Genomic DNA, 25291 nt, shown 5'->3' on the forward strand with positions numbered 1-25291 from the left:
TTTATCTTTGCCGATATGAATATCTTACTTTTAGGTTCAGGCGGCAGAGAAAGCGCATTCGCTTGGAAAATGAGCCAGTCTTCGCACTGCGATAAATTAATTATTGCTCCGGGAAACGGCGGCACAGGAGTGTATGGTACCAATATCAACATCAATGTGAACGACTTTGATGCCATTAAAAAAGTGGTACTTACCGAAAACATTGAACTGGTTGTAGTAGGGCCTGAAGAACCTTTGGTAAATGGTATTCATGATTTTTTCCTTGCCGATAAAGCAATTGCTCACATTCCTGTAATCGGACCTAAAAAAGAAGGTGCTATTTTAGAAGGAAGTAAAGATTTCTCTAAACAGTTTATGGAGCGCCATAGTATTCCAACTGCGGCTTCAAAATCTTTTACTCCCGAAACTTTAGAAGACGGCCTAGTCTATCTTCAAAACCATGCGTTGCCGGTTGTTTTAAAAGCAGATGGTTTAGCAGCTGGTAAAGGGGTATTAATTTGCACTGAAACTATCGAAGCACAGGAAGAGTTAAAACTCATGCTTGGCGGTAAATTTGGCGCTGCTGGTGCAACAGTAGTTATCGAAGAATTTTTAAGTGGAATTGAACTTTCGGTATTTATTTTAACCGATGGCGAAAACTATATCACTTTACCATCAGCCAAAGATTATAAACGAATTGGCCAGGGCGATACCGGCTTAAATACGGGTGGTATGGGTTCGGTTTCTCCGGTTCCGTTTGCCACACCAGAATTTTTAGCCAAGGTAGAAGAACGAATCATTAAACCAACAGTAGAGGGTTTAAAGAAAGATAATATCGATTATACTGGTTTCATCTTTTTCGGTTTGATCAAAGTTGGGGAAGAGCCATTTGTGATTGAGTACAATGCACGTATGGGCGATCCAGAAACGGAAAGTGTAATTCCCAGGGTAGAGAACGATTTGGTTGAACTCTTTTTAGCTACCGCAGATAAAAAGTTGAATGAAGTGAATTTGGTAATTTCTGATCAAACTGCAGCTACCGTAATGATTGTAGCAGGTGGTTATCCTGGCGATTATCTGAAAGGTAAAGCCATCACAGGAATCGAAAACTTACGTCACTCTAATGCTTTCCATGCGGGTACGCTTTTAGAAAATGATGTAGTAAAAACCAATGGTGGTAGGGTAATTGCCATTACCAGTTTACAAAAGGATTTGTTTACCGCCTTACAATCAGCAACAGCAGATGCAGGAAGAATTTATTTCGACGGTAAATATTTTAGAGAAGATATTGGCTTTGATTTAATTTAAGCCGTAGCATATATAAAAAGAAACCCGCTGATTGATTAAAATCAGCGGGTTTTTTATTTCATCTGGCTGTCCTGGTTTATCGGGGCGGCAACTGATCAGATAATTTTTACTTCGATTTACTTCCCAATAATTCCTGAAGTTTATCCTGTAAAGCCTGCTCTCTTAATCCTTTAGCAATAATTTTTCCGTTTGGATCAATTAAAAAATTGGCTGGGATTGATTGGATACCGTACATCTGCGCCACTTCATTGCTCCAGCCTTTCAAATCAGATACATGCGTCCATGTTAATTTATCTGCTTCAATCGCTTTTAACCATCCTGCTTTAGTTGTTCTGGTTGTGCCTCCATCTAATGAAACGCCTAATACGGTAAAGCCTTTATCTTTAAATTTATTATAAGCTACAACTACATTTGGGTTTTCCTGACGGCATGGACCACACCATGAAGCCCAGAAATCAACCAGTACATATTTACCTTTAAAATCTGATAATTTTACCGCTTTTCCGGCAGTATCAGTTTGGGTAAAATCCATGGCCATTCCGCCAACCGCTGTTTTTCTTCCAGCGTCGAATATCTGGGCAATTTTTTTACCAGTAGAAGTTGCCTTCAGCTCCGGAGATAGTCCCATAAAGGCCTTTTCAGCTGCTGTTGCCTGATCTGGATCAGAAGCCAATTGATTGAGTGCAGTTAAGCTGATGTAGGATTTAGGATTGTTGCCCGCGTAAGTAAGCAAAATAGGGGTTAATGCTGCCGTAGCTTTCTCATAACGGCTCATGGCATTTTCCCTTGTTTTTGGATCTTTCTGCTGCTCTGGTGTTAGTTTAGAATACTCAACATTAATAGCATTGATTTCATCATCTACCGGCTTGGTTAAAGCTTTTAATTTTTTACTGTCATCGTTAATTGCCGATCCTGTAATTGCAGCTGTTTTTATAGAGTCGGTTCCGGTTATTTTAATGTTTGCTGGTTCTAAAAATAAGGTGGCGTAATCCAATACCTCGCCTTTGGCAGGGCGGTTAACGTAAGGGTTTTTGTTCAGGAACAAATTTCCGGCTGCAGGCTCGGTCAAGGTACCTTTAAAGGCAAAAGCTCCACTGGCTACAGTTGTAGAATCCGTGATAGATTTGTCACCAGCGCGGTAAACCAGGTAAACCTTATCTCCGGTTTTTAATCCTTTTATATTACCATTAACTGTAAATGGCTTTTGGGCAAGTGCTGCAAGTGGTAATAAAGCCATTGCAGATAATAATATTTTTTTCATGTGGATAAGTTAATCGTTCTTCAAATATAGAAATCTGTACCGCTTAAACGTAAATAGCTGTGTAAAATTATGATGGTTTTTAGATGTTAATTATTTCAACCTCAATAAGATTTATTCTAATCAACTTTGAAATTAAATGAGTTTTCAGTTTAATTTCTGATAAGTCCGCCACCATAAATCTGGCATTTCGCCATTAACTGCGGTTTGATAATCATCATACCTGCAGGGTACAAGGTGGTAACGTTCATTTTTAGATTGTCCTGATGGATAAGGAACCTGCATCCACCAACGGTCTGATTTTTTGCTCTTTACAAATATCATTTCTCCCGAACCATCTTTTAGGCTGGTGCGGTAAATCATAAACTGAGATTTTGGAGTAAGTGGGAAATCTTTTTTACGGGCATAAAAGCCTTCTACAAAATACCATACCATCTGTGCCAGTAAGAAAGCCGTTTGTCCGTTGTTATCGTAAGCAGGGTTAAATTCATAAAACCCTATTGAGGTTAGTTTGTCATTCATGCCGGCGTAACGGGCAATGCGGCATGCCTCTTCACCATCGAAACCGTTTGGCGTAGCATTGGCATTTGCAGCGGCATCGGCAGAGCGGATAGCGCCCATATCGAAACTGATCATGTTTGCATTGCGGATAATGGGTTCTGTTAAGGTAATATCTTGTGCAAACTCTCCTAAACGGTGCACATCAAAATATAACTTATCCATCACGCTCAAACTTTCCTGGTTTACAAAATAAGTTTGATAGCCTACGTTGCTAAAATTGAACAGATAATTGGGCTGGTGCAGAAAAATCTTGTTCAGGTAGCAGTCCGATCGGGTTGCAATGCCCTCGTGGTCATCATCGCCTATATCAAACTGGTTATCAATAACCACCAGATCTACCTTTTGCTCTAAATCTTCGTAACCCAGGTACTGGCCATAGGTTAAATCCTGTCCGCCGCCAATAATAATCGGGATAATGTCTTTTTTAATCAGCTCAGAAACCACCATTTTAATGGCGATGTAGGTATCGGCAATGGTTGCACCATGTTTGATGTTACCTAAATCAACAATCCTGCTGCTAAAAGCACCTTCGTTGAGTTTGTAAAATTTCTCCCTGAAATAATCAGGTGCAAGGGCAGTACCCTCGTTATTAACAGCACCTCTTCCATCAAGTACCCCAAAAATAGCCAGATCGTAAGTATGTTCCTCAAAATCGGGGAACGACTCGGTATAGATTTGTGCTTTTAAACCCAGCTGACTTGTAAAAAATCCTTGCCTGGGTGTAAAACTATCGGGTTTTATGGGTGAAAAGAAATCCGTTAATGACATATATTTAAAACTCTCGGCTCAAATATCTATTTTTGAATGCGTATTTCCACATATAGCCCGAAAAAAATAAAATGATACTGGTAACCGGAGGAACTGGATTTTTAGGATCTGAATTAATTAAGCAGTTAACTGATAAAGGTTTAGCGGTACGCGCCTTGAGGCGTGGGAAATCTAAAATTCCTGCCATGATCCAAAATATATCCCTGGTCGAATGGTTTGTGGCTGATATCAACGAGCCCTCCGCTTTAGAAGATGCCTTTGAAGGGATCACGAAAGTGTATCATTGTGCTGCATTTGTATCCTTTAACCCTAAAGATAAGAAACAACTTTTTCATGTAAACATCGATGGTACCTCAAACATTGTAAACCTATGTGCCGAAAATAATTGCAGGTTGTTGCATGTAAGTTCGGTTGCTGCGCTGGGCAATGCCAAAAAGGGAAAAAAAATTACTGAAAAGGATTTTTGGGAGTATGATTCAAAAGCCCATGCCTATGGATTATCTAAATATGAAGGCGAAATGGAAGTTTGGCGCGGTATAACCGAAGGTTTAGATGCCATTATCGTTAATCCATCAGTAATTATTGGTAAAAATGCCGGTTTTGAAGGGAGCGGAGCCATTTTTAAATTGGTAAAGGGTGGTTTTCCATTTTATACCGACGGTGCATCGGGTTTTGTTGATGTAGAAGATGTGGCCAAAGCGATGATTTTATTGATGGAGGCAGCGATTTCAGGAGAACGTTATATTATTTCTGCTGATGACTACCATTATAAAAACCTCTTTGGCGAAATTGCGCAGGGTTTTGGAGTTAAGGCGCCTGCCAAAGAAGCGAAACCATGGATGCTTGGGATAGCCTGGCGTGCCTTAAAATTGGTATCCGTTTTTACAGGAAAAGAACCTTCCATTACTAAAGATGCCGCAAAAAGTAGTGTAACCTTAAGTTATTATAACAACGATAAAGTAAAATCGGAAACCGGAATAGTTTTTAAACCCGTTGCCGAAAGCATAAAAGAAATTACCCAACATTTAAGATAATGCCCAAACAAAAAGCCTATTACATCATCGATTTTGATAGTACCTTTACCCAGGTAGAAGCACTCGATGAACTCGCAAGGATTTCGCTCAAGAACCACCCTGATAAAGAAGCGATTTTCCAAAAAATTGAAGATTATACCAATTTTGCCATGGAAGGAAAACTTTCTTTCTCCGAAAGTTTGGCACAGCGCGTTAAACTACTCGAAGCAAATGAAGAGCATTTAAAACAGCTCATCAAACATTTAAAAAAGAAAGTTTCAACCTCTTTCTCACGTAATGCCGAGTTTTTTAAAAAACATGCTGATGAGGTTTTGATCGTATCCGGCGGATTTAAAGAGTTTATTACCCCCGTTGTAAGTCAGTATCACATTAAAAAAGAAAATATCTACGCCAATACCTTCGTAACTACCGGTGATGGTAAAATTATCGATTATGACCATGCCAATCCATTAAGTGAAGAAGGTGGAAAGGTAAAATTGCTCCAGCATTTAAAACTGGAAGGTGAATTGTTTGGTATCGGTGATGGTTATTCTGATTTCCAGCTACGCGAAAGCGGCATTATTAACAAGTTTTTTGCTTTTACAGAGAATATAGCCCGTGAGAGTATTGTTTCAAAAGCTGATCACGTAACGCCAAGTTTTGATGAGTTTTTGTATGTAAACGACCTGCCAAGAGCCATTTCTTATCCAAAGAACAGGATTCTTTGTCTGGTAATCGGTGAAGTTGATCCATTAACCATTTCCATCCTTAAAAATGATGGTTTATCTATCCGTCATAAAACCTCTTTCGAAGAGAAATATGTAAAAGATGTAGGGATTATCCTTTTGGCAGATGGCGAAAAAATAGATAAAGAGCAATTAAAAAATGCCGCTAAACTGAAAACAATCGGTTATTTAGGTAACGCAAAGAATAAAATAGAGCTTGATCTCTGTACCAAACAAGGTATTGTGGTATTTGATGATCCAAAAAATAACCCACGTAATATTGATTTTATCCCAAAACGGGTGGCCGATTTTATGAATACCGGAGCTACTTATTTGAGCAGTAATTTCCCGAACCTGCAATTGCCAAAAATCGAGAAATCGCACCGTTTAATCCACATACACAAAAACGTTCCGGGTATTATGGCGAAAATCAATACTGTTTTTGCTAAACATGATATCAACATCGTAAGTCAGTTTTTAATGACCAATGCTGAAATTGGTTATGCCATTACCGATATCAATGCACAGTATGATAAACAGCTGTTTAAATCACTTAAAAAGATTGAGCAAACCATAAAATTTAGGGTGCTGTATTAGTTTAATTTGTCATTCTGAGTGCAACGAAGAATCTTTCACAGAGTGCTGCTTTTTCAGTGCTTTGTTGGTGGCAGATCTTCACTGCGTTCAAATTGACAAAAATGGAATAGTGCTTCTTAATGGCCCTGTGCCCCACGCAAAACGCTTTACACTAATCGCCTGGCGCCACCCGCTTACCGCCTCTTCAACAACAAATGTTTAGGTGCCCCGATACTTTGCGAACTGTAAATTCCGGTATGGCCCGAAAATAGATAAGCAGTAACGCAGGCCAATGCAATATAAACTCCCGATGCTGTACCAAAGAGTTCTACACCCATAAAAATACAGGCCAATGGAGTGTTCGCTGCTCCTGCAAATACCGCTACAAAGCCCATTCCAGCCAAAAGGCCATAAGGTAATGGAATAAATAAGCTCAAAAAGCTGCCCAATGTAGCTCCTATAAAAAAAAGTGGGGTAACCTCACCGCCTTTAAAACCCGCGCTAAGCGTAAGTGCCGTTAAAAATAATTTTATGGCGAAAGTGTAATAAGCTTCCTGTTGTGTAAAGGCTTCCGAAATAACCGGGATACCTAAACCTATGTAACGAGTGTTCCCGATCAGGTAAATAATACCGATTAAAATGATCCCGCCAATAAATGGTCTCAACGGAGGGTATTTAATCTTGGCAAAAAGGCTTGATAAACCATGGTTTAATGCAGAGAAACTCCTGGCGGTAATACCAAACAATATTCCGGCACCTAAAGATAAGAGCAGGTTTACCGAATCCATTTCTGGTACGGCGGCTATAGTATAGTGGGTATGGCCAACGCCCCAGGCTTTACAGGCATAATCGGCAATAACTGCGGTGATAAATGAAGGCAGAATTGAACTATAGGTTAAACTACCTACAACGAAAACCTCGAGCCCAAATACTGCACCGGCCAGAGGTGTACCGAAAACAGAAGCAAAACCAGCGCTGATACCACAAATAAGGATTACTTTCCGGTCTCTCGCTTTGAGTTTGAATAATTTTGTAAACTGATCGGCAAAAGCTCCTCCAATTTGCACTGCTGTACCCTCTCTGCCTGCCGATCCACCAAATAAGTGGGTAATAATGGTGCCAGCAAAAATGAGTGGTGCCATAATAATGGGAATCACTTTTTTGGGCGATTGTAACTCCTCAATCAAAAGATTGTTCCCCTTTACTACCGCTGTGCCCCAATAATGGTAAGCCAAACCAATTATTACACCAGCAAGGGGCAAAAAGGCAATAATCCAAAGGTGTTGCTCGCGGTAATTGGTCGCCCAGTTTAAAGTACTTAGAAATAGGGCAGAGGCCGAGCCGATGATTCCACCTAATAGGACAGAAATCAATAGCCACTTTAAAGTGCTTAATAACAGTACTCCGAAATCGAGCTTAATAAATTGATTGATAGACAGAAGAAATCCTTCTGTTAGTTTTTTAACAGGCATTTGAATTCAATTTTAAATAAAAATCGTAGGAGTCATCAGCCTGTTTGGGCGGTTTTGGCGGTACCCCATCGCCATCTCTCAAATGTATAAATTTTAGTTATTTGTTGCAAAATCTTTATCACCTTTGTGCAGCTAACTCTAAACCATGGATTTCACACCAGAAATAAAAGACAAACTAAATCAACTACAAGAAAAATACACTGCAATGGGGCAGGATATGGCATCCTATCTCGACGGGCTCTTATATGCAGATTTTTTGACCTATTGGGATTATATTCACCTGGATACCCTATTAAGCTTGCAGAGCCCTAAAACACCAATTCCTGATGAAGAAATATTTATCATGTATCATCAGATTACAGAGCTTTATTTTAAACTTGCACTGCACGAATGCCGGCAGATTGCTGAACATGAAAGCTTAACTGCCGAGTTTTTCACTGCACGTGTAAAACGGATCAATGCTTATTTTAACGCCTTAACCACTTCATTCGAGGTGATGGTTGATGGAATGGAGAAAGAGCAGTTTTTAAAGTTCCGGATGTCGTTATTACCAGCCAGTGGTTTTCAATCTGGTCAATATAGAATGATCGAAATCTGTGCGACTGATTTTATCCGTTTGGTAGATAAAAGTAAACGCGAAGAATTGAGTACAGCAACAATAGAGGAACAGTTTGAACATATCTATTGGAAATTCGGGGCAACTGAACTGGCATCGGGCAAACAGACCCTGACCTTAAAACAGTTTATTAAAAAATATGCTGCCCAGTTTTTGCAATTGGCAAAAGACCGTACTTTATCCAATTTTTCTGCATTATACCATCAATTGCAGGCTAACGGAGCCGATGTTTCGGCCCTTGCCGAAGAATTACGCAAGCTTGATCTGTATGTGAACGTAGAGTGGCCTTTATCGCATTATAAATCAGCTGTACGTTATTTAGAGAAAGATCCTGTTGATGTTGCAGCAACTGGCGGAACCAACTGGCAGAAATATTTGCCTCCGCGTTTTCAGAAAAGAATTTTTTATCCCTTCTTATGGAATGATGAACAGATGGAAGAATGGGGTAAAGGATGGGTGCTTAGTGTACTTAAAACACTCAAAAACAAAGATTAATATTATGAAAAGCTATTAAAAAAGCCTCTTTTTTATTAATTTGCGCAAAATAGTTAATGACAGAATGAGTGAATTATTTAATTAGAGAATGAGCGGGTAAAACACTCAGTCATTCGATCATTCACCCATTCAAAATTCAAATACAATGACCGAGACATTAGATATAAAAATCACTAAAACAAACGAAACACGTTTGACTGTTACTGATTTTTCGCAATTACCGTTCGGTAAGGTTTTTACCGATCACATGTTTACTGCCGACTACGAAGATGGCGAATGGAAAAATTTACAGATTCTTCCTTATGGCCCTATTCCAATGAGTCCTGCAATTTCTGCACTTCATTATGGTCAGGCAATTTTCGAAGGATTAAAAGCTTATCGCCAGCCTGATGGAAGGATCAGTGTATTCCGTGCCGATAAAAACTTCGAACGTTTTAATAAATCAGCAGCTAGAATGTCGATGCCTACCATTCCGGAAGAAATTTTTATGCAAGGTTTGGCCGCTTTGATCAATGTTGATGAGAAATGGGTACCTAACCAGGAAGATTATGCTTTGTATATCCGTCCGGTAATGTTTGCAATGGATCCATATTTAGGCGTTAAAGCTTCTGATACTTATAAATTTGCTTTATTAACCACACCAACCGGTCCATATTACAGTAGTGCATTAAAAGTTAAAATCGAAACTGAATTTACACGTGCTGATGAAGGTGGTGTTGGTTTTGCCAAAACTGCCGGAAACTATGCCCGTTCGTTATATCCGTTCGAACAAGCTAAAAAAGAAGGTTACGATCAATTAATCTGGACAGATTCGATAACGCACGAGTTTATTGAAGAAGCCGGAACAGCTAATTTGCTTTTTGTGATTAATGGTAAATTGGTTACGCCATCTGTACGCAGTACAGTTTTAGATGGTGTTACACGTGATACAATTATCAAATTGGCAAAAGATGCTGGTGTAGAGGTTGAAGAGCGCAGGGTTTCTGTTAAAGAAGTAATCGAAGGAATCGAAAACGGAAGCTTGACCGAAGCTTTTGCTGCGGGAACTGCTGCTACAGTAACACATGTTGGCGAAATGGGCTACAATGGCCAGATTTATAAATTGACCGATCCATCAACAAGGCATATTTCGAATGGCATTGCTAAAAAATTAAACGATATCCGTTACGGTTTAGCGCCTGATGAATTTGGCTGGAACTGGGTTTTGTAATCCGATACCTTATAAAAGATAAACCCCGATGCATATTCTGTATCGGGGTTATTTTTTGCTTGAGGTTTTTAGTATCAAGAGATCTATTCTTAGTCTTTCGTGTTTGAATTTCTAGTGTTAACCTCCGGGTTTTCGGACCTCTGACTTCCAGGCCTCCAGACTTTCGGACTTATTTTATTTATCTAGAATTACTACACCCTTAGCTTCAAAAGCCAGTTCTTTTTTGGGATCAGTAATTTTTGCAACTTCTTCAGGAGATTTTTTAGCATCTTCTGCATAATGGCGTAAAGTTTCTACTGAAATGGTTTGTTTTTTTGCTAAGCCATCAAGCACTACCTTTTTCCCTACAATATCCATGGGCATAAAGAAGGCGTAATCTTTAAAGGTAACGCGCATCGGATCGCCGTTTGGCATTTCCAAGGTCATCCAGCACCCCTTTTTCTTACATACATCTACTACCTTACCTTCGATTTTCATGTCGACGGTTTTTTTATCGCCCATAGCAGCTTCCATTTTGGCCGCTGGCTTTACGTCGCCTGGTTTTACCTCTTCTCCAAATTTTTGGCCTGTATAAGCTGCCTGCGCAAATGCAAGTGCGGCGAATAAACAAAAGCTTATGCTTAAAATGATTTTTTTCATCTTTTAGTGATTTATAATTGTTCCGTTATTATCTTTTTCAAAGTTATTTAAAATTTACACTAAATAATAACGCAAAAAAAAATCCCCGTTAACATCCGTTAACGAGGAAAATCATCCCTATTTTCGTGTAGATCACATCCTATGATGTACAACATGATATAATAGGCAAACCTGAATCCAAAAGTATCATTCTTGTTGCATTTGTATGTAAGTTATTGTAATTCAGTGTTTTGTATGTTTTTGTTGATGTCATTGTATGATATTAAGACTGTGGAAATGGGGAACTTTATCGCCACCGTTAAAAAATATGTTGAAATTTTTCCCCGTATTGGGGCTAGCCGAATACCAAACCAAACACTTCTTCTATCTTACTTACCGCTTTAATTTCGAGATTATATTTTTCCTTTGTGATCCCCTTTAAATTGTATTTGGATATATAAATGGTTTCGAAACCTAATTTATCGGCTTCAGCAATCCGTTGCTCAATCCTGTTTACCGCTCTTATCTCGCCTGATAAACCAACTTCTGCCGCAAAACAATTTTTGGACGAAACTGCAATATCCTGCTGAGAGGAGATAATTGCAATTAAAACGGCGAGGTCGATCGCAGGATCTTCAACCCTTATTCCTCCGGCAATGTTTAAGAAAACGTCCTGTGTGCTCAATCTGAAACCACAGCGTTTTTCGAGCACAGCCAAAAGCATATTCATTCTTTTGGTATCAAAGCCCGTGGCAGAACGTTGGGGTGTTCCATAAGCTGCGGCGCTTACCAGGGCCTGGGTTTCGATCAGCATCGGTCTGGCGCCTTCTAAAGTTGCTGCAATGGCAATTCCGCTTAATTCTTCATCGCGCTGCGAAAGCAGAATTTCTGACGGGTTCGAAACCTCTCTTAAGCCACTGCCCTGCATTTCGTAAATGCCCAGTTCTGCAGCAGCTCCAAAGCGGTTCTTGATAGACCTTAATATGCGGTAAACATGATGCCTGTCGCCTTCAAACTGTAAAACCGTGTCAACCATGTGTTCGAGTATTTTCGGTCCTGCAATGGCTCCATCTTTGGTAATGTGGCCGATGAGAAAAACAGGTACACCGGTTTCTTTTGCAAAACGTAATAACTCCGCTGTACATTCTCTCACCTGCGATACGCTTCCGGGAGTTGAATCGATATGTGCAGAATGTAAAGTCTGGATGGAATCGACAACCAAAATTTCCGGTTCCAATATTTCGATTTGTTTGAAAATATTCTGTGTAGAGGTTTCAGTTAAAATATAACAGTTCGAAGATGGATTTTCCTGGATCCGCTCTGCCCGCATTTTAATCTGCTGTTCGCTTTCTTCCCCCGAAATGTATAATAACTTTTTCCCTTTTATATTTAAGGCTAATTGCAGCATTAAGGTGGATTTTCCAATACCAGGTTCACCGCCGATCAATACTAAAGATCCTTCTACCAAACCGCCCCCTAAAACACGGTCGAGTTCTTTGTCGCCCGTTAATATTCTGCGCTCGGTTGATGATTGGATTTCATCCACCTTACTCGGTTTACTTAACTTGCGGCTCGTGGTATCATTTTTCCAGGTTGGGACTGATGCGGAACTCTTCTCAACAATTTCCTCTACAAAGGTATTCCATTGGTTACAGGATGGACATTTGCCCAGCCATTTTGCCGATTCGTAGCCACAGCTCTGACAGAAATATGCGGTTTTTGATTTTGCCAATTGATTAAAATTTTAGATTACGAATTTAACCTTTCTCGTTGATAAACCTCATAGGTTTTTAAAACCTGAGAGATTTGAAATAAACTTAAACAAGAAAGCCCGGATTTTTAAGTCCAGGCTTTCAATTAAATGTTTTTAAGTTATAATTTAATCTCTTCGTCTTTAGCAGAGATAAAGTGAAACTCATTTAAATAATACGATGATTGTGCCTTCACTTTAATCCATTGGCCATATTTAAAGAACCAGCGGCGTTGAAGGTTGAAAATGCCTTTTGTAATATAAGCTTCGATGTAAGGGTGCACGCAAAGTGTAACACCTTTTTCATTCTGCTCTCTTAAAATATAATTAAGGTTGTTCTCAATATCATCCATTAAAACGATACTCGCTTTAATTTCTCCGGTCCCATCGCAGGCCGGACATTTTTCTACCGTAACAATATTCATCTCCGGACGAACACGCTGCCGGGTAATCTGTACCAAACCAAATTTGCTCGGAGGCAAAATCGTATGTTTGGCCCTATCCAATAACATCAGCTCACGCAAATAATCGAATAGCATTTTACGGTTTGTTGGTTTGTGCATATCGATAAAATCGATTACCACAATACCGCCCATATCGCGCAAGCGCAGTTGACGGGCAATTTCTTTAGCCGCCTCTTTGTTTACCTGTAAAGCGTTCTCTTCCTGATTTTCTTTACTGGCAGTACGGTTTCCACTGTTCACATCTATTACGTGCAGCGCTTCGGTATGCTCTACAACTAAGTAAGCACCACCGGGTAAGTTTACTGTTTTTCCGAAAGCATTTTTAATCTGCTTTTCTACACCAAAATGATCGAAGATCGGTTCTTTTTGTTTGTACAGTTTAACGATTTTTTCCATTTCAGGAGAAATATCGTGTACATAAGAACGGATGTCATCGTACAGCTCTGGTGTACTGACGTAAACGTTTGTAAAATCAGGATTCAGAATATCACGGATTAACGTTGATGATCTGTCCATTTCTCCCCAAACCCTTTTTGAAGGTTCGGTAGAAGGCATTTTTTTTATGAAGTTTTCCCATTTAGCGATCAGATCCAAAAGATCTTTCTGCATTTCGGCAACACCTCTACCTTCAGAAACGGTTCTGATAATTACCCCAAAATTTTGAGGTTTAATACTTTCAATAATCTTTTTTAAACGATTACGTTCGGTATTACTTTTTATTTTTTTTGATACAGATATGGTATTGGAGAATGGCACCAGTACCACATACCTGCCGGCAATCGAAATGTCGGAACTTAAACGTGGTCCTTTTGTAGAAATTGGCTCTTTGGCAATTTGGACAGGTAGGAGCATGTTTTTACTGAGCACATCAGAAATTTTGCCAGCCTTGTTGATGTCGGCTTCTAGCTTTAAATTATCTAATAATGTGCCTGTAACCGAGCCATTACGCTTGATCTTCGTTAGCTTAATTAAAGATTGCACCTGAGGGCCCAAATCAAAGTAATGCAGAAAAGCATCTTTTTCATAACCAACATCCACGAAAGCAGCATTCAGACCAGGCATAATTTTTTTAATGCGGCCCAAATAGATATCGCCTACAGCGTAGTTAATATTGATTTGTTCTTTGTGAAGCTCAACAAGTTGTTTGTCTTCAATCAACGCTATGGTAACTCCGGCAGGAGTCGAATTGATAATTAATTCTTTTACCAACAGCTACAGATTTAAGGCTTTCGCCTATTAACAAATGGATAGTAAATAAAAAACATTGATGTAGCCAGAGAACTATACAATAAAAAAAAATCATATAAATTGTTTAAACCTCATAGCGTTTACTATGAGGTTTAATTGGCTTAATCAAAATAAGAAACTATTTTTTCTTATGTCTGTTTTTTCTTAAACGTTTTTTACGTTTGTGGGTAGCCATTTTATGTCTTTTTCTTTTTTTACCGCTTGGCATAGTTTTAAGTTTTAAATGTTTTTATTAATCTGTTAATTAATTTTTATTCTTTAGTTCAGCCACCTTCTTATCAATAAAAGATGATAAGGTTGGATTAGCCGCTAATTTTTTGCTTGCTAAATAAGCATCTACTGCTTCTTTGTTTTTGCCTAAATTTTCTAAGGCGGTGCCTAAGTAGAAATAAGCCTCAGGGGTTGGTGCTTCTGCAATTACGGTTTTAAAACGTGGAATTGCTTTATCGAACTGGCCTGATTTTATAGAGAATAAGCCTAAATTCATATTGGCCTTTACATTTTTAGGTTCTTTAGCTACAACTTCGAGCAACATTGCAATACCTTGCATTGGTGCACCCAAACCATTTACTATTGTTACACCTAAGCCTGTTTTAGCTTCAATGTTAGTAGAGTCTTTCTCTAATGCGTTTTTGTAAGATGTATTGGCTTTCTGCAATAAAGCAGGTTGTGCCAGGCTATCTTGTGTACTTTCAAAGGCTTTTATAAACTGGTTACCAGCCGCCAACCACGATTTTGTTGATGGTTCGCCCTGGGCAACAATTTCTAAATATAATGCAGAAGGAGTAATTTGCTCTACATCGTCCCATTTCTGCGCTAATTGCTTTGCAAGTTCGATCTTTTCTGCACCATTAGCACCTTTGTAAGTGTTTTCTAAAGCTGTAATGTCTGTAGCCAGGTTTTTGTTGATTACATTTTTTGCAGCTGTAGATGATGTTTCGATGTTTAGTGCCGATGAAGTAGAAGCTGCTGCTGCCCCGGCCATTGGACCGCTGGCAGGCATTTTGCCGTTTTCTTCAGTTGGTTTTACTAAACCCTTAATGTCTCTGGTAAATAGAAAGGCAACAAGCAATACAATCGCTCCAATAATAATGGTTTGTTTTGATCTGATGCTGCTATTCATAATTTAAGACTTAGGCTTCTACGTTAATTTTTTTTGAATTGCTTTTCACTTTGTCAACAAATACTTTTGCTGGTTTAAAGCTTGGAACAAAATGTTCCGGGATAATTATTGCAGTGTTTTTTGAGATATTTCTCGCAGTTTTTTGCGCTCTCTTTTTAACAACAAAGCTTCCGAAGCCCCTAACGTATACATTTTCACCGCCAATCATGCTGGTTTTGATAACCTTGAAAAATGCCTCAACTGTTTCCTGTACATCAACCTTCTCAATTCCGGTTTTTGTTGATATTTCTGAAATAATATCTGCCTTAGTCATATTTTATTATTTATTATATTATGTGTTTTAATATTACTACTGTTTTGGGGTTGCAAAAGTATTGCTTTTTAATGAGATAGGGAAATAAAAGATGATTTTTTTATCTCCAGACTTATCACCCGATTGCAAGTTTTTTTTAAATCGGATAAATACACCGTAATTTGCAGGAATGACATTTCAAAATGAACTCATCAATTGGTACCTGCTTAACAAGAGAGATCTGCCCTGGAGACATACCAATGATGCTTATACCATCTGGTTATCAGAGGTTATATTACAACAAACAAGGGTAGAGCAGGGCCTCCCGTATTTCAATAAATTTTTAGAGAATTTCCCTACCGTTAACGACTTTGCCAGTGCTACCGAAGCTAAAGTTTTAAAACTTTGGCAGGGTTTGGGCTACTATTCGAGGGGCAGAAATATGCATGCAACGGCACAGATTGTGGTGAAAGATTACCATGGAATCTTCCCAAATCTTCATGATGAGCTGATAAAATTAAAGGGAATAGGCGAATATACGGCTGCTGCAATCTCGTCTTTTTCATCTGGCGAGGCGCGTGCGGTGGTAGATGGAAATGTATTCCGGGTGCTTTCGAGGTATTATGGTATTGCTACGGCAATCAATTCTCCGGCAGGAAAAAAGGAATTTTTTACTTTGGCAAATGAGTTGCTCTATCAGGATGATCCTGCCCTTTACAACCAGGCTATAATGGAATTTGGGGCCATGCAATGCAAGCCTAAGTCGCCAAATTGTGGCATTTGCCCGCTTAACCAAACCTGTTATGCCTTTAACCATAAAATGGTAAACGAACTTCCTGTTAAGCTAAAAAAAGCCGCACAAAAGCACCGTTATATCAATTATTTTATTTGTTTTGATGACGAGCAGGTGGTGGTGAGGGAACGGCAGGCTGGTGATGTTTGGCAGCATTTATACGATTTTCCGAGTATAGAAACGCTTATACATGAAGATACAGCCAGCAGTTTATTTGCCGAAATGGTAAAAAATACCTTTGGAAAAGATGCGGATTTTAAGCTGATCAGCACAAAAAAACACATATTAACGCACCAAATAATCCACGTTCAGTTTTTTGTATTAAAAAATTATATATTTAACTTTAATAAACAAAAGGAACTTAATTGGGTTTCTTTAAATAAGTTAGATGAGTTACCGCAGCCAAAAGTAATCCACGATTTTGTGCAGGAATACTTTTTTAGAGATAAAATGGAGTAACTAACCATCATGGCTGAGTATATTTATAGAACGAAACAACTAACCAAAAATATTTATGTCTGGGATTAACAAAGTTATTTTAGTAGGCCATTTAGGCAAAGACCCTGAAGTGCGGCATTTAGATGGTGGCGTAACAGTAGCCAGTTTTCCGTTAGCTACATCGGAAACGTACAACAAAGATGGAAAGAGAGTAGAACAAACAGAGTGGCACAATATTGTACTGTGGCGTGGCCTGGCCGAAGTAGCTTCTAAATACCTGCAAAAAGGTAAATTGGTTTATATAGAGGGTAAGCTAAGAACAAGATCCTTTGAAGACAAAGAAAAAGTTAAAAAATACGTAACAGAAATTGTTGCCGAAAACTTTACAATGCTGGGTAGAAAGAGCGATTTCGAGCAAAGTCCAACTACACCAACACATCAAACCACTGAATCGAAAATTGAAGATGAATTTACCATAGGTCCGTCTGACGAAAGCGGAGACCTTCCTTTTTAGCGAGAAGTTATTAATTAAACAAAAAGAGCTGCCTAATGGCGGCTCTTTCTGTTTGTAATGTCGCATTTAAATTTGTCATTCTGAGGGATAATTTATTGTATAAATATATATAAAAGACAGATTTTTTTGCGAATTGTAAGCTGCAAGGAATCGTCATTCCCAACTCGATTGGGAATCGTAATGCAAACGTTTAAGATTCCCGCATGCGCGGGAATGACGACCATTCTATTGCATTCTGTCAGTGGTATTGCAACGAAGAACCTTTACCTCCCTGAACAAATCGCTGGTAAGAACCGTCTAAAACCTTCAATTATTTAAAAGATTCTTCACTGCGTTCAGAATGACATAAGGGACTTGGTCGAGACGATTGGCTTATCTTGATGATAATGATACGGCTTAAATAAACTAGTCGAGTAAACAAAAAAGCTTCTGCCCTTTTTAGAGCAGAAGCTTTTTAATATGATTTAATGAATATCTAGTTTATCTTGGTGTAATAGATGTTCAGTTTCATTTTATTGGTGGCTGTGTTACCAGTTCCGATAATCGATCTTTCTGCTGAAGTTGCTGTTGGTACATTTTGGAAAAGATTATAAGAGGTTGGCGCTAAGAAAGTACCTTCGTCTTTTAATGTACCATCAATTATACTTTGAACATAATTGGTGATGATAAAAATATAACGGTTTTTTGTCGAATCGAAATATCCACCATAAAGCGCCTCACCTGCTGCAGATATACCCGAAGAGCTTACTGCAAAATTGTTGTAATCCGGAATATTGGCCGGTTGGTGTGCAATATCCCAACGGTACAAAGAAAGTCGCTGTGCAGCATTAAATGGGTACGCAGGTGCACCTCCACCCAGTTCTACCACCAACTCGGCTTTATTGATAATCGCTTTTCCGTACTTGCCTACAAAACCTGTCAGTTCATCGAAGCTAATTTTTGTTTTAACCCCAGCTAATCCCTGTAAATAAGTTACGTTATATGAAGCAGTTGGTGCATCAATTTGTGTTTGTATGGGTGTACCAACATAATCGTGCTTAAAGTTTGCAGCTACACCGGTAATCTGACTGCTTGAGTTTAATGCACCTATCGGGAAGTTTACACTTGTGGTATCTATCCCGCTCGATGAATTGACTTTTTTCCAAACCAACTGCACGTAAGAATCAGTACCTGTGAAATTAAAGAAAGCAATACCGCCGGTACCCGTTGAAGATGACTTGTTTACCTGTGCGTATAGGCCTTTAAATGCATTTATAAACTTAGCATTTGAAGAGGTTCCTGCAGTGCCCAGGTTTAAAATGTTGTTCTGGATAAATGCTTTGTTAAGTGGAATCCTGATCTGGGCCGGAACTACTTTTAACGTGTCTGCTTTGCCCGCAACAATATCATACACTTTAGTTTTGGTATTCGGGGCCAGTTTGCCTGTAAAATTTCCTAATAAAGTATTATTAATGGCCTGAACATCCGAACTTTTATAATTGGTTACGGTATTGGCCAATTGAAATACATCTATGCTGTATTTAGAATTAACAGTATCGCCATAAAATTTGGTCACTGTGCTGGATTCATCAAATTTTAAGACTAAAACGGCCGAATCAAGTTGAGCTGCCGTTCCAAAATCGTAACTGGTGCTAACCGGGTAAACAGTCATGGCTATACCAGCCTCTGTTTTACCAAAAACAGGATCAACGATATAACCCAATGGATAACGGGGCTGCCCTAAGGTAGTTGCAGCAGTTTCTTCAACCAGTTGAGTGGTTACCGGAGATACTACCAAGGTTCCTGTAACCGCACTGCTCGGATCAACATCTAAACCAACACCATCGGGGTTTTTACACGATGCAAAAAGAAAAAGACCTATCAACAGGGTTAATAAGTCTTGTTTTGTAAATTTCATATTTTAAATAATAATACCTGATTAAGCTACTGAAACCAATTCATCATTTGAAATTTCTTCATAAAAAGTATAGAAGTTTTCAAAATTCTCGGTTAAGTTAAAAGCTAATGTTGGCTTATTGGAATCTTTAACAAATTTTAACACATCTTTGCTTAGGTTTTCATCCCCTAAAACCACTGCGTCTGAGTGAGTTATAGCGCCGATATGCATGCTGTCGCAATCAGATGGTAAAAATGCTTTAGTGTCATCTTCCGTCATATTGGCCATTACAGCTTTGGTGGCGAAATTGGCATTTAATTTTTCTGTAAAGCCATCCTCATAGATTGAATACACTACTTTAGAATTTTTAAAAGTAGGATCGTTTTTATAAGTGGTTTTAATGTAAGCAGGAACCAATGCACTCATCCAGCCGTGGCAGTGAACGATATCTGGTGCCCAACCTAATTTTTTAACCGTTTCTAATGCGCCTTTGCAAAAGAAAATCGTGCGTTCATCGTTGTCATCGAAGAATTTTCCGCTGGCATCTCTAAATACCTGTTTGCGTTGGAAATATTCTTCATTGTCTAAGAAATAAACCTGCATGCGTGCAGCTGGGATGGAGGCTACTTTAATGATTAAGGGATTATCGTTGTCATCAATAATGATGTTCATTCCCGATAAGCGTATTACTTCGTGTAAACGATTTCTTCTTTCGTTGATATTACCGAATTTTGGCATCAAGATGCGGATTTCGAATCCTTTTTCTTGCATAGCCTGTGGTAACTGGCGCGTAATTTCAGAAATTTTAGTAAGCTCGAGGAAAGGCGACATCTCGTGTGTAACAATCAGCAGCTTCGTTTTTGCCATCTCCATATTCTAAGAAAATATTAAGTTAAATAAAAGATAATGAGCTGCAAAGGTAAGCATAATAATACTATTTATCAATATAGCAAGCATTTGTTTGGTTTCGTTTAGATTAATTTACACCTTTACGGCTTTAATTTAGATTGTCCAAATTGGAAATATTTAAAACCAAAGCAACGCTTAAGGCTTTTTTGCAGCCACTAAAAGCATCAGCTAAAAAAATAGCATTAGTGCCTACCATGGGCGCTCTGCACAACGGCCATATCTCGTTGATAAAACTGGCCCAGCAAAATGCCGATGTTATTATCTGCAGCATTTTCGTAAACCCTACGCAGTTTACCGATCCTAAAGATTTAGAAAAATATCCGCGACCTATTGAACACGATTTAGCCATGCTGGCCGATGCAGGTTGCAGTGGCGTATTTATGCCCAACGTAGAAGAAATGTACCCAACAGGTGCTGACGAAGCCTGGCATATTGATTTAGGCAATGCGGAGTTTTTGTTGGAAGGCGAATTTAGAAAAGGTCATTACCAGGGCGTAACCCAGATTGTAAAAAAACTTTTTGATGCCGTGGAGCCTGATGTGGCCATGTTCGGACAAAAAGATTTTCAACAGGTATTAATGATCAAAAATATGCTGGCTTACTTTAAACTGCCCATTACCATCATTACCTGTCCGATAATTAGGGAGGACGATGGTTTGGCCATGAGTAGCCGGAACATCCATTTATCTGCCGATGATCGTAAAAACTCACTGGTGTTGAGTAAATCGCTGCAGTTTGTTATTGATCATTTTAACGATTACTCATTAACGGAATTAGAAAGTAAGGCCAAGTCATTCTATGATAACATTGAAGGTGTTGAACTCGATTATTTTACCATTGCTAACGGCAATACGCTTGAACCAGCAAAATCGAAAGATGAAGATAATCTTGTTGCCCTGGTTGCTGCAAAAGTAGGTTCAACCAGATTGATCGATAATATGATTATAAAGTGATGTAAGATGGAAGAGGTAAAATGGATGATGTATAGCTCATTGCCCATTTTCCATCATCCGTTTTCCATATTACATCCCTCTTACATTTTCCGTTTTTTTCATCCAGTGCTTTATTAGTAACTTTGCCGAATGGTTATCACAATATTAAAATCGAAAATACACCGTGTTAAGGTAACACAAGCCGAATTGAATTATGTAGGCAGTATTACGATAGATGAAGATTTAATGGATGCAGCTAACATTATTGCTAATGAGAAGGTGCAGATCGTAAATAATAACAATGGCGCACGTTTCGAAACCTATGTAATTAAAGGCGAACGCGGCACCGGAACCATCTGTTTAAATGGTGCTACAGCACGTTTGGCACAACTTGGTGATATTTTGATCATCATGTCGTATGGTTCATTACCTATAGAAGAAGCCAAAAAATACAACCCGATCCTTGTTTTTCCTGATGATAACAACCACCTGCTAAAATAACTTTGTGACATTCGACCTCAAAACAGCGCTAAAGTACATCATCCTGTTTTTAACCGGGGTAGGGGTACTTTATTTAGCGTTTCGGGGTCAGGATTTAGGGAAGATCTGGCTGGAAATTAAAACCGCAAATTATTTTTGGGTAATTACTTCGGCATTTGCTGTTTGGATTGCGCACGTATTGCGGGCATTGCGTTGGCAAATGCTTTATCAGTCTATCCATTACAAAGTAAGTTTCTGGAATGCGTACCATGCTGTAATGATCGGATACCTGGCCAACTTAGCTTTGCCGCGTTTTGGCGAGATCGGCCGTTGCTCGGTAATCCATAAAGCAGAAAAAGTACCCATGTTTGCCTCTATAGGCACGGTAATTACCGAACGTCTTTTCGATGTACTGGTACTTTTCCTCACCGGTTTGGCCATGTTGATCTTTCAGTACGACATTGTTTCTGATTTTTTGTACGATACTATTTACCTCAACATCGCGAAAAAAATTAATACCCTTAATTATTGGTGGTTGGTTGGAATTGGCATTGTTGTATTGCTGCTTATCGTATCAGCTATATATTTTCTCCGTCAAAAATTCAGTAAAAAGTTTCTACGCATCTTTGTTAGCCTGCGCCAGGGCTTTGGCTCTTACAGCAAACTAAGGCAAAAGAGATTATTCCTGATCTATACTTTATTAATATGGGTTTTCTATTCCTTATCCATGTATTTTGCTTTTTCATCTATTCAGGCCACTTCCGGCTTACATTTTAATGCAGCGTTTACCGCAATCGTGTTTTCTGGTTTTGCCATGGCAGCACCGGTACAGGGCGGTATAGGCGTTTTCCATTGGATGGTTGCACAATCATTGGTTTTGTATGGCATATCTTTTAAAGATGGACTGGCTTATTCTACCATTATCCATTCTTCGCAGGTTTTGTTGATTTTAATTTTAGGCAGTTTAAGTTTGTTCTTAATCCTGACTAAGAAAGAAAGTAAATAATTCTTTTTTATGTGGGCGTTTTAACACGCTGTCGGCTGTATCTTTTTGGTTGTCCTTCGGCTATGCTCAGCATAACAGCCAAAAAGGATGCCGCTTCCATCGTTAACGCAACACAAGTAAATAAATCTCTAGCTTTTTATCGTTCAGATAACTTCCCAGAGCTGCTATCTTTGGTTAAATAAACCCGACCGACAGCGTTATCCCGATTTATGCACTATTCTTTGTTTTTTCTGTGTGCATGCTTGTTTCACAGCTTTCCATCTTGATTAAGCAAAGGGCGGGGCTATCGGAACCGAAGTAATACTGCTATTGCTTTCCAAAAAAAATAAATGGCATTTATTTAACTTAATCGCAGCACTGCTTTTAAATAAAATATCAAGCTAAAAATGAATTGCGATGCAGCAATTTTAATTCAAAGCAGAAATGCTGCATTTGATGGATAGCCGATTCTCTTAATTTGCCCTGTTTTCTTCTTCACTTTTTTTGTTTTCCCTTGTTTTGTAAGTCGAATGCCCAAAATTAAAGGTTAAACTAAACACTAATCTTTGCGAGGCAAAATAATGGTACATATCGTTATTGATAATACTTTTCTCTCTAAAAATAAGTCTTCTTTTTATGTTATCAAATGCATCATAAAGCGTAAGCTTAGTATTGAGCCTGTTTTTTAACCAGGCTTTTTGCACACCAAAATCAATTCCGTAAACCGGTGCAAAAATATAAAGGCCACTACCACTTTTCGACTCATAAGTATAACTTACATCCAGTATCCAGTTTTTTAAAGAAAATACCTGACTACCATTAACGGTATAATTATATACTGGTATTTCGTAGGTATTTCCAAAGTAGGGCGTTAGTTCCTTATTGTAATAGAAAGCGATGTTGTTGTTCATCCGCCACCACTTGTTTATTGTTATTGGAGAGCTGATCTGTAGATTCGCAAATTTTCTGTAGGGGAGGTTTCTGCCTAGAAAAATTAGCTCATTGGTTATTGGATTATATTCTGGATAACGGCTCATTGGATCTGTTTCTTTCCCTGCATTTAGCGAAATATTAAGGCTCTTTCTACTATAAGACAAAGCAACAAGATCAGTTGTGGAAGCTTGTAGATAAGGATTGCCTATCCAGTAGTGCCTCGGACTATAATAAAAACGAAATGGGTTTAACATGGCAAAAGTTGGCCTGGTTAGCCGCCTGCTGTAACTGAAGCTAAGCTGTGAATTTTCGTTAATGGCGTAAGTAATATTAAGGCTTGGGAGCCATTTTGTATACTTTTTTTCTGTAATGTTGCCCGTAGTGATCGAATTGGCTACGGTGCGCGTATACTCTGTCCTTAAACTTAAGCTGTAATTAAATTTGTTCCACTGCGCATTGTAGGAAAGGTAACCCGCCCCAATGTATTCCTGGTAATGGAACTGGTTACTCCGGTTCGGATCAAGGTTAAAAGTATTATTGGCTAATGTATCATAACGGAGGTCGTTCTGAGTGGTAGTATGTGCAAATTTTGCTCCAAATTCTATTTTCCCTCTTCCTGTTTTTTGTGTGTAGTCTGCCTGCGCAGCACGGATCATAATCTCATTTTTTGCATCTGTTTTCCAGTAATTTATCAACTGATCGTTTAGTACATTGCGGTTTTGAATGTCTTCTGTTTGTAGGTTATCAATTTGGGCCAAAGAGGTCATGATATGGACCTCGCTGTTCTTAAATTGTGCGTCGTAATTAATTCCGCCTGAGTAATTATGTTGCTTGGGAAAGGCATTGTTGTCGCTTTTAACAAGCGCAATGGTACGATCTAAGTGATTGGTTTGGGTAAGCAATTGATTGCCTGATAATGCATTTCTATCAATTTGATACGTGCGGATAAAAGCCTCCAGGTTTTGCCCTTTTTTTACTTCGTAAGTTATTTTTGCCTGCGCATTAAAATTCTGATTAGAAGTAACGGTTCTGGTATCGGTTGTCATGGCATTGGTATTGGTCAAATACTGCAAAGAATAATACTTATAAAAGCTACTCCCGCTGGTACTGCCCAACCTTAAGTCGTAAACAAATCGGTTTGTTTTAAGTACAAGAGATAGATTATTATCCAGTAAACTGTAATTATTTTGCTGAAAACGGGTGTTATAAGTGCCTTTTAAGCCTAATGACTGATTTCTCTTCAGTTTTACATCAATAATTCCCTGGTATTCCCCATCATATTTAGATGAGGGCTGGTTAATCATTTCAATCGATTCGACCATATCCGGAGATAAGCTGCCTAGGTAAGATAGGATTTCATCGTTGTTCATATTTACAGGTTTGCCGTCAACAAATAATGTTGGGGTTGCTCTGCTGGCCATTAACATTGTTCCATCCTGATTAACCTGCAAACCGGGCAGTTTCTTAAAAACATCTAACAAATTGGAGGCAGATTTGAAAAAAACATTGTTGGCAACACCGATTTTAATCTGGCCATTTTGTGAGCTAAAATTTGGCACTCCCCCTGTTATGGTTACTTCCTGGAGTAGGTTAACATCCTCGGCCATTAAAATGTCGCCCAACTCTATTATTTTTGGATCATTCTCGTTTATCAATAACTCTTTTTGCATTTTTTGATAACCGGTTAAGGTAATTGATAAAATATATTTTCCTTTTCGAAGATCTCTAAATTCGAAATAACCGCTAGTATCGCTGTTGGCATATTTGACGGCCAAGGGTTGGACTTTATCTGCCAAAATCAAATTGGCTAAAGGTATATCTTGCCTGGTTTTGCGATCAATCAGTTTTCCTTTAATTACCTGTGCGCTTAAAAATAAGGATGTAAATAGGAATAGGCATAATAACAATGTCGATTTCATCTTCGTGTGTTTGGTTTTTGTAGAATAAACCAAAAC

At 38.7% G+C, this 25291-nt stretch carries 21 protein-coding genes and 1 riboswitch; of the genes, 10 read left to right on the forward strand and 11 right to left on the reverse strand.

The genetic code is table 11. The features are described 5' to 3' along the window. Positions 1-15 precede the first annotated feature (15 nt). On the forward strand, positions 16-1287 hold the full coding sequence (purD, locus tag H9L23_RS23605; protein WP_187592603.1) for a phosphoribosylamine--glycine ligase: 1272 nt from the start codon (positions 16-18) through the stop codon (positions 1285-1287). A gap of 106 nt (positions 1288-1393) precedes the next feature. Here the strand turns inward: purD and H9L23_RS23610 are convergent, their stop codons facing one another. Then, the gene (locus tag H9L23_RS23610; protein WP_187592604.1) at positions 1394-2548 is read right to left on the reverse strand and encodes a TlpA disulfide reductase family protein; all 1155 of its coding nucleotides are present in this window, start codon (positions 2546-2548) and stop codon (positions 1394-1396) included. A gap of 144 nt (positions 2549-2692) precedes the next feature. Continuing rightward, entirely contained in the window at positions 2693-3874 is a 1182-nt protein-coding gene (locus tag H9L23_RS23615; protein WP_187592605.1) for a formimidoylglutamase, read from the reverse strand. Between the two features lie 71 nt (positions 3875-3945). On the opposite strand from H9L23_RS23615, the gene H9L23_RS23620 reads away from it, so the two are divergent. After that, on the forward strand, positions 3946-4908 hold the full coding sequence (locus tag H9L23_RS23620) for an NAD-dependent epimerase/dehydratase family protein (protein WP_187592606.1): 963 nt from the start codon (positions 3946-3948) through the stop codon (positions 4906-4908). Next, positions 4908-6209: an HAD-IB family phosphatase gene (locus H9L23_RS23625; protein WP_187592607.1), complete on the forward strand. Its 1302-nt coding sequence runs from the start codon at positions 4908-4910 to the stop codon at positions 6207-6209. Before H9L23_RS23620 ends, H9L23_RS23625 begins: the two co-directional genes overlap by 1 nt. A 173-nt stretch (positions 6210-6382) precedes the next feature. On the opposite strand, the gene H9L23_RS23630 is transcribed toward H9L23_RS23625, so the two are convergent. Next, the gene (locus H9L23_RS23630; RefSeq protein WP_187592608.1) at positions 6383-7660 is read right to left on the reverse strand and encodes a voltage-gated chloride channel family protein; all 1278 of its coding nucleotides are present in this window, start codon (positions 7658-7660) and stop codon (positions 6383-6385) included. Between the two features lie 19 nt (positions 7661-7679). Next, positions 7680-7742, reverse strand: a riboswitch (Fluoride riboswitch). A 63-nt stretch (positions 7743-7805) separates the two neighbouring features. On the opposite strand from H9L23_RS23630, the gene H9L23_RS23635 reads away from it, so the two are divergent. Beyond that, a complete protein-coding gene (locus tag H9L23_RS23635) occupies positions 7806-8771 on the forward strand; it encodes a tryptophan 2,3-dioxygenase family protein (RefSeq protein ID WP_187592609.1) in 966 nt (321 codons plus the stop codon). A 145-nt stretch (positions 8772-8916) separates the two neighbouring features. Continuing rightward, positions 8917-9981, forward strand: coding sequence for a branched-chain amino acid aminotransferase (locus H9L23_RS23640; protein WP_187592610.1), 1065 nt, complete (start codon positions 8917-8919; stop codon positions 9979-9981). 174 nt (positions 9982-10155) lie between these two features. Here the strand turns inward: H9L23_RS23640 and H9L23_RS23645 are convergent, their stop codons facing one another. The 5 genes from H9L23_RS23645 to H9L23_RS23665 all read right to left on the reverse strand — a co-directional run bounded on the left by H9L23_RS23645 (position 10156) and on the right by H9L23_RS23665 (position 15497). Then, positions 10156-10620, reverse strand: coding sequence for a DUF4920 domain-containing protein (locus H9L23_RS23645; RefSeq protein ID WP_187592611.1), 465 nt, complete (start codon positions 10618-10620; stop codon positions 10156-10158). Positions 10621-10954: 334 nt separating this feature from the next. Then, on the reverse strand, positions 10955-12331 hold the full coding sequence (gene radA / locus H9L23_RS23650; RefSeq protein ID WP_187592612.1) for a DNA repair protein RadA: 1377 nt from the start codon (positions 12329-12331) through the stop codon (positions 10955-10957). A 140-nt stretch (positions 12332-12471) separates the two neighbouring features. After that, entirely contained in the window at positions 12472-14022 is a 1551-nt protein-coding gene (locus H9L23_RS23655) for an Rne/Rng family ribonuclease (protein WP_187592613.1), read from the reverse strand. A gap of 283 nt (positions 14023-14305) precedes the next feature. Continuing rightward, positions 14306-15184, reverse strand: coding sequence for a tetratricopeptide repeat protein (locus H9L23_RS23660; protein WP_187592614.1), 879 nt, complete (start codon positions 15182-15184; stop codon positions 14306-14308). A gap of 10 nt (positions 15185-15194) precedes the next feature. Next, positions 15195-15497, reverse strand: a complete 303-nt coding sequence (locus H9L23_RS23665) for an HU family DNA-binding protein (RefSeq protein WP_025143406.1) — start codon at positions 15495-15497, stop codon at positions 15195-15197. A 169-nt stretch (positions 15498-15666) separates the two neighbouring features. On the opposite strand from H9L23_RS23665, the gene mutY reads away from it, so the two are divergent. Beyond that, positions 15667-16728 (forward strand): A/G-specific adenine glycosylase, encoded by a 1062-nt coding sequence (gene mutY / locus H9L23_RS23670; RefSeq protein WP_187592615.1) that lies wholly within the window; start codon positions 15667-15669, stop codon positions 16726-16728. Positions 16729-16783: 55 nt separating this feature from the next. Then, positions 16784-17221 carry a single-stranded DNA-binding protein gene (locus H9L23_RS23675; protein WP_187592616.1) on the forward strand — a complete coding sequence of 146 codons (438 nt, stop codon included), beginning with the start codon at positions 16784-16786 and terminating at the stop codon, positions 17219-17221. 475 nt (positions 17222-17696) lie between these two features. Here the strand turns inward: H9L23_RS23675 and H9L23_RS23680 are convergent, their stop codons facing one another. Continuing rightward, positions 17697-19118 carry a DUF4270 domain-containing protein gene (locus H9L23_RS23680; protein ID WP_187592617.1) on the reverse strand — a complete coding sequence of 474 codons (1422 nt, stop codon included), beginning with the start codon at positions 19116-19118 and terminating at the stop codon, positions 17697-17699. A gap of 21 nt (positions 19119-19139) precedes the next feature. Further along, a complete protein-coding gene (locus tag H9L23_RS23685; RefSeq protein WP_025143402.1) occupies positions 19140-19964 on the reverse strand; it encodes a glycogen/starch synthase in 825 nt (274 codons plus the stop codon). 149 nt (positions 19965-20113) lie between these two features. On the opposite strand from H9L23_RS23685, the gene panC reads away from it, so the two are divergent. The 3 genes from panC to H9L23_RS23700 all read left to right on the forward strand — a co-directional run bounded on the left by panC (position 20114) and on the right by H9L23_RS23700 (position 22424). Then, entirely contained in the window at positions 20114-20959 is an 846-nt protein-coding gene (panC, locus tag H9L23_RS23690) for a pantoate--beta-alanine ligase (RefSeq protein WP_187592618.1), read from the forward strand. Between the two features lie 129 nt (positions 20960-21088). Further along, positions 21089-21439 carry an aspartate 1-decarboxylase gene (gene panD / locus H9L23_RS23695; protein WP_055909206.1) on the forward strand — a complete coding sequence of 117 codons (351 nt, stop codon included), beginning with the start codon at positions 21089-21091 and terminating at the stop codon, positions 21437-21439. A 4-nt stretch (positions 21440-21443) separates the two neighbouring features. After that, on the forward strand, positions 21444-22424 hold the full coding sequence (locus tag H9L23_RS23700; RefSeq protein WP_187592619.1) for a lysylphosphatidylglycerol synthase transmembrane domain-containing protein: 981 nt from the start codon (positions 21444-21446) through the stop codon (positions 22422-22424). A 452-nt stretch (positions 22425-22876) separates the two neighbouring features. Here the strand turns inward: H9L23_RS23700 and H9L23_RS23705 are convergent, their stop codons facing one another. Then, positions 22877-25255, reverse strand: coding sequence for a TonB-dependent receptor domain-containing protein (locus H9L23_RS23705; RefSeq protein WP_187592620.1), 2379 nt, complete (start codon positions 25253-25255; stop codon positions 22877-22879). Between the last annotated feature and the right edge of the window lie 36 nt (positions 25256-25291).

This window comes from Pedobacter roseus (assembly GCF_014395225.1).
In the GTDB taxonomy this organism is placed as follows: Bacteria; Bacteroidota; Bacteroidia; order Sphingobacteriales; family Sphingobacteriaceae; genus Pedobacter; species Pedobacter roseus.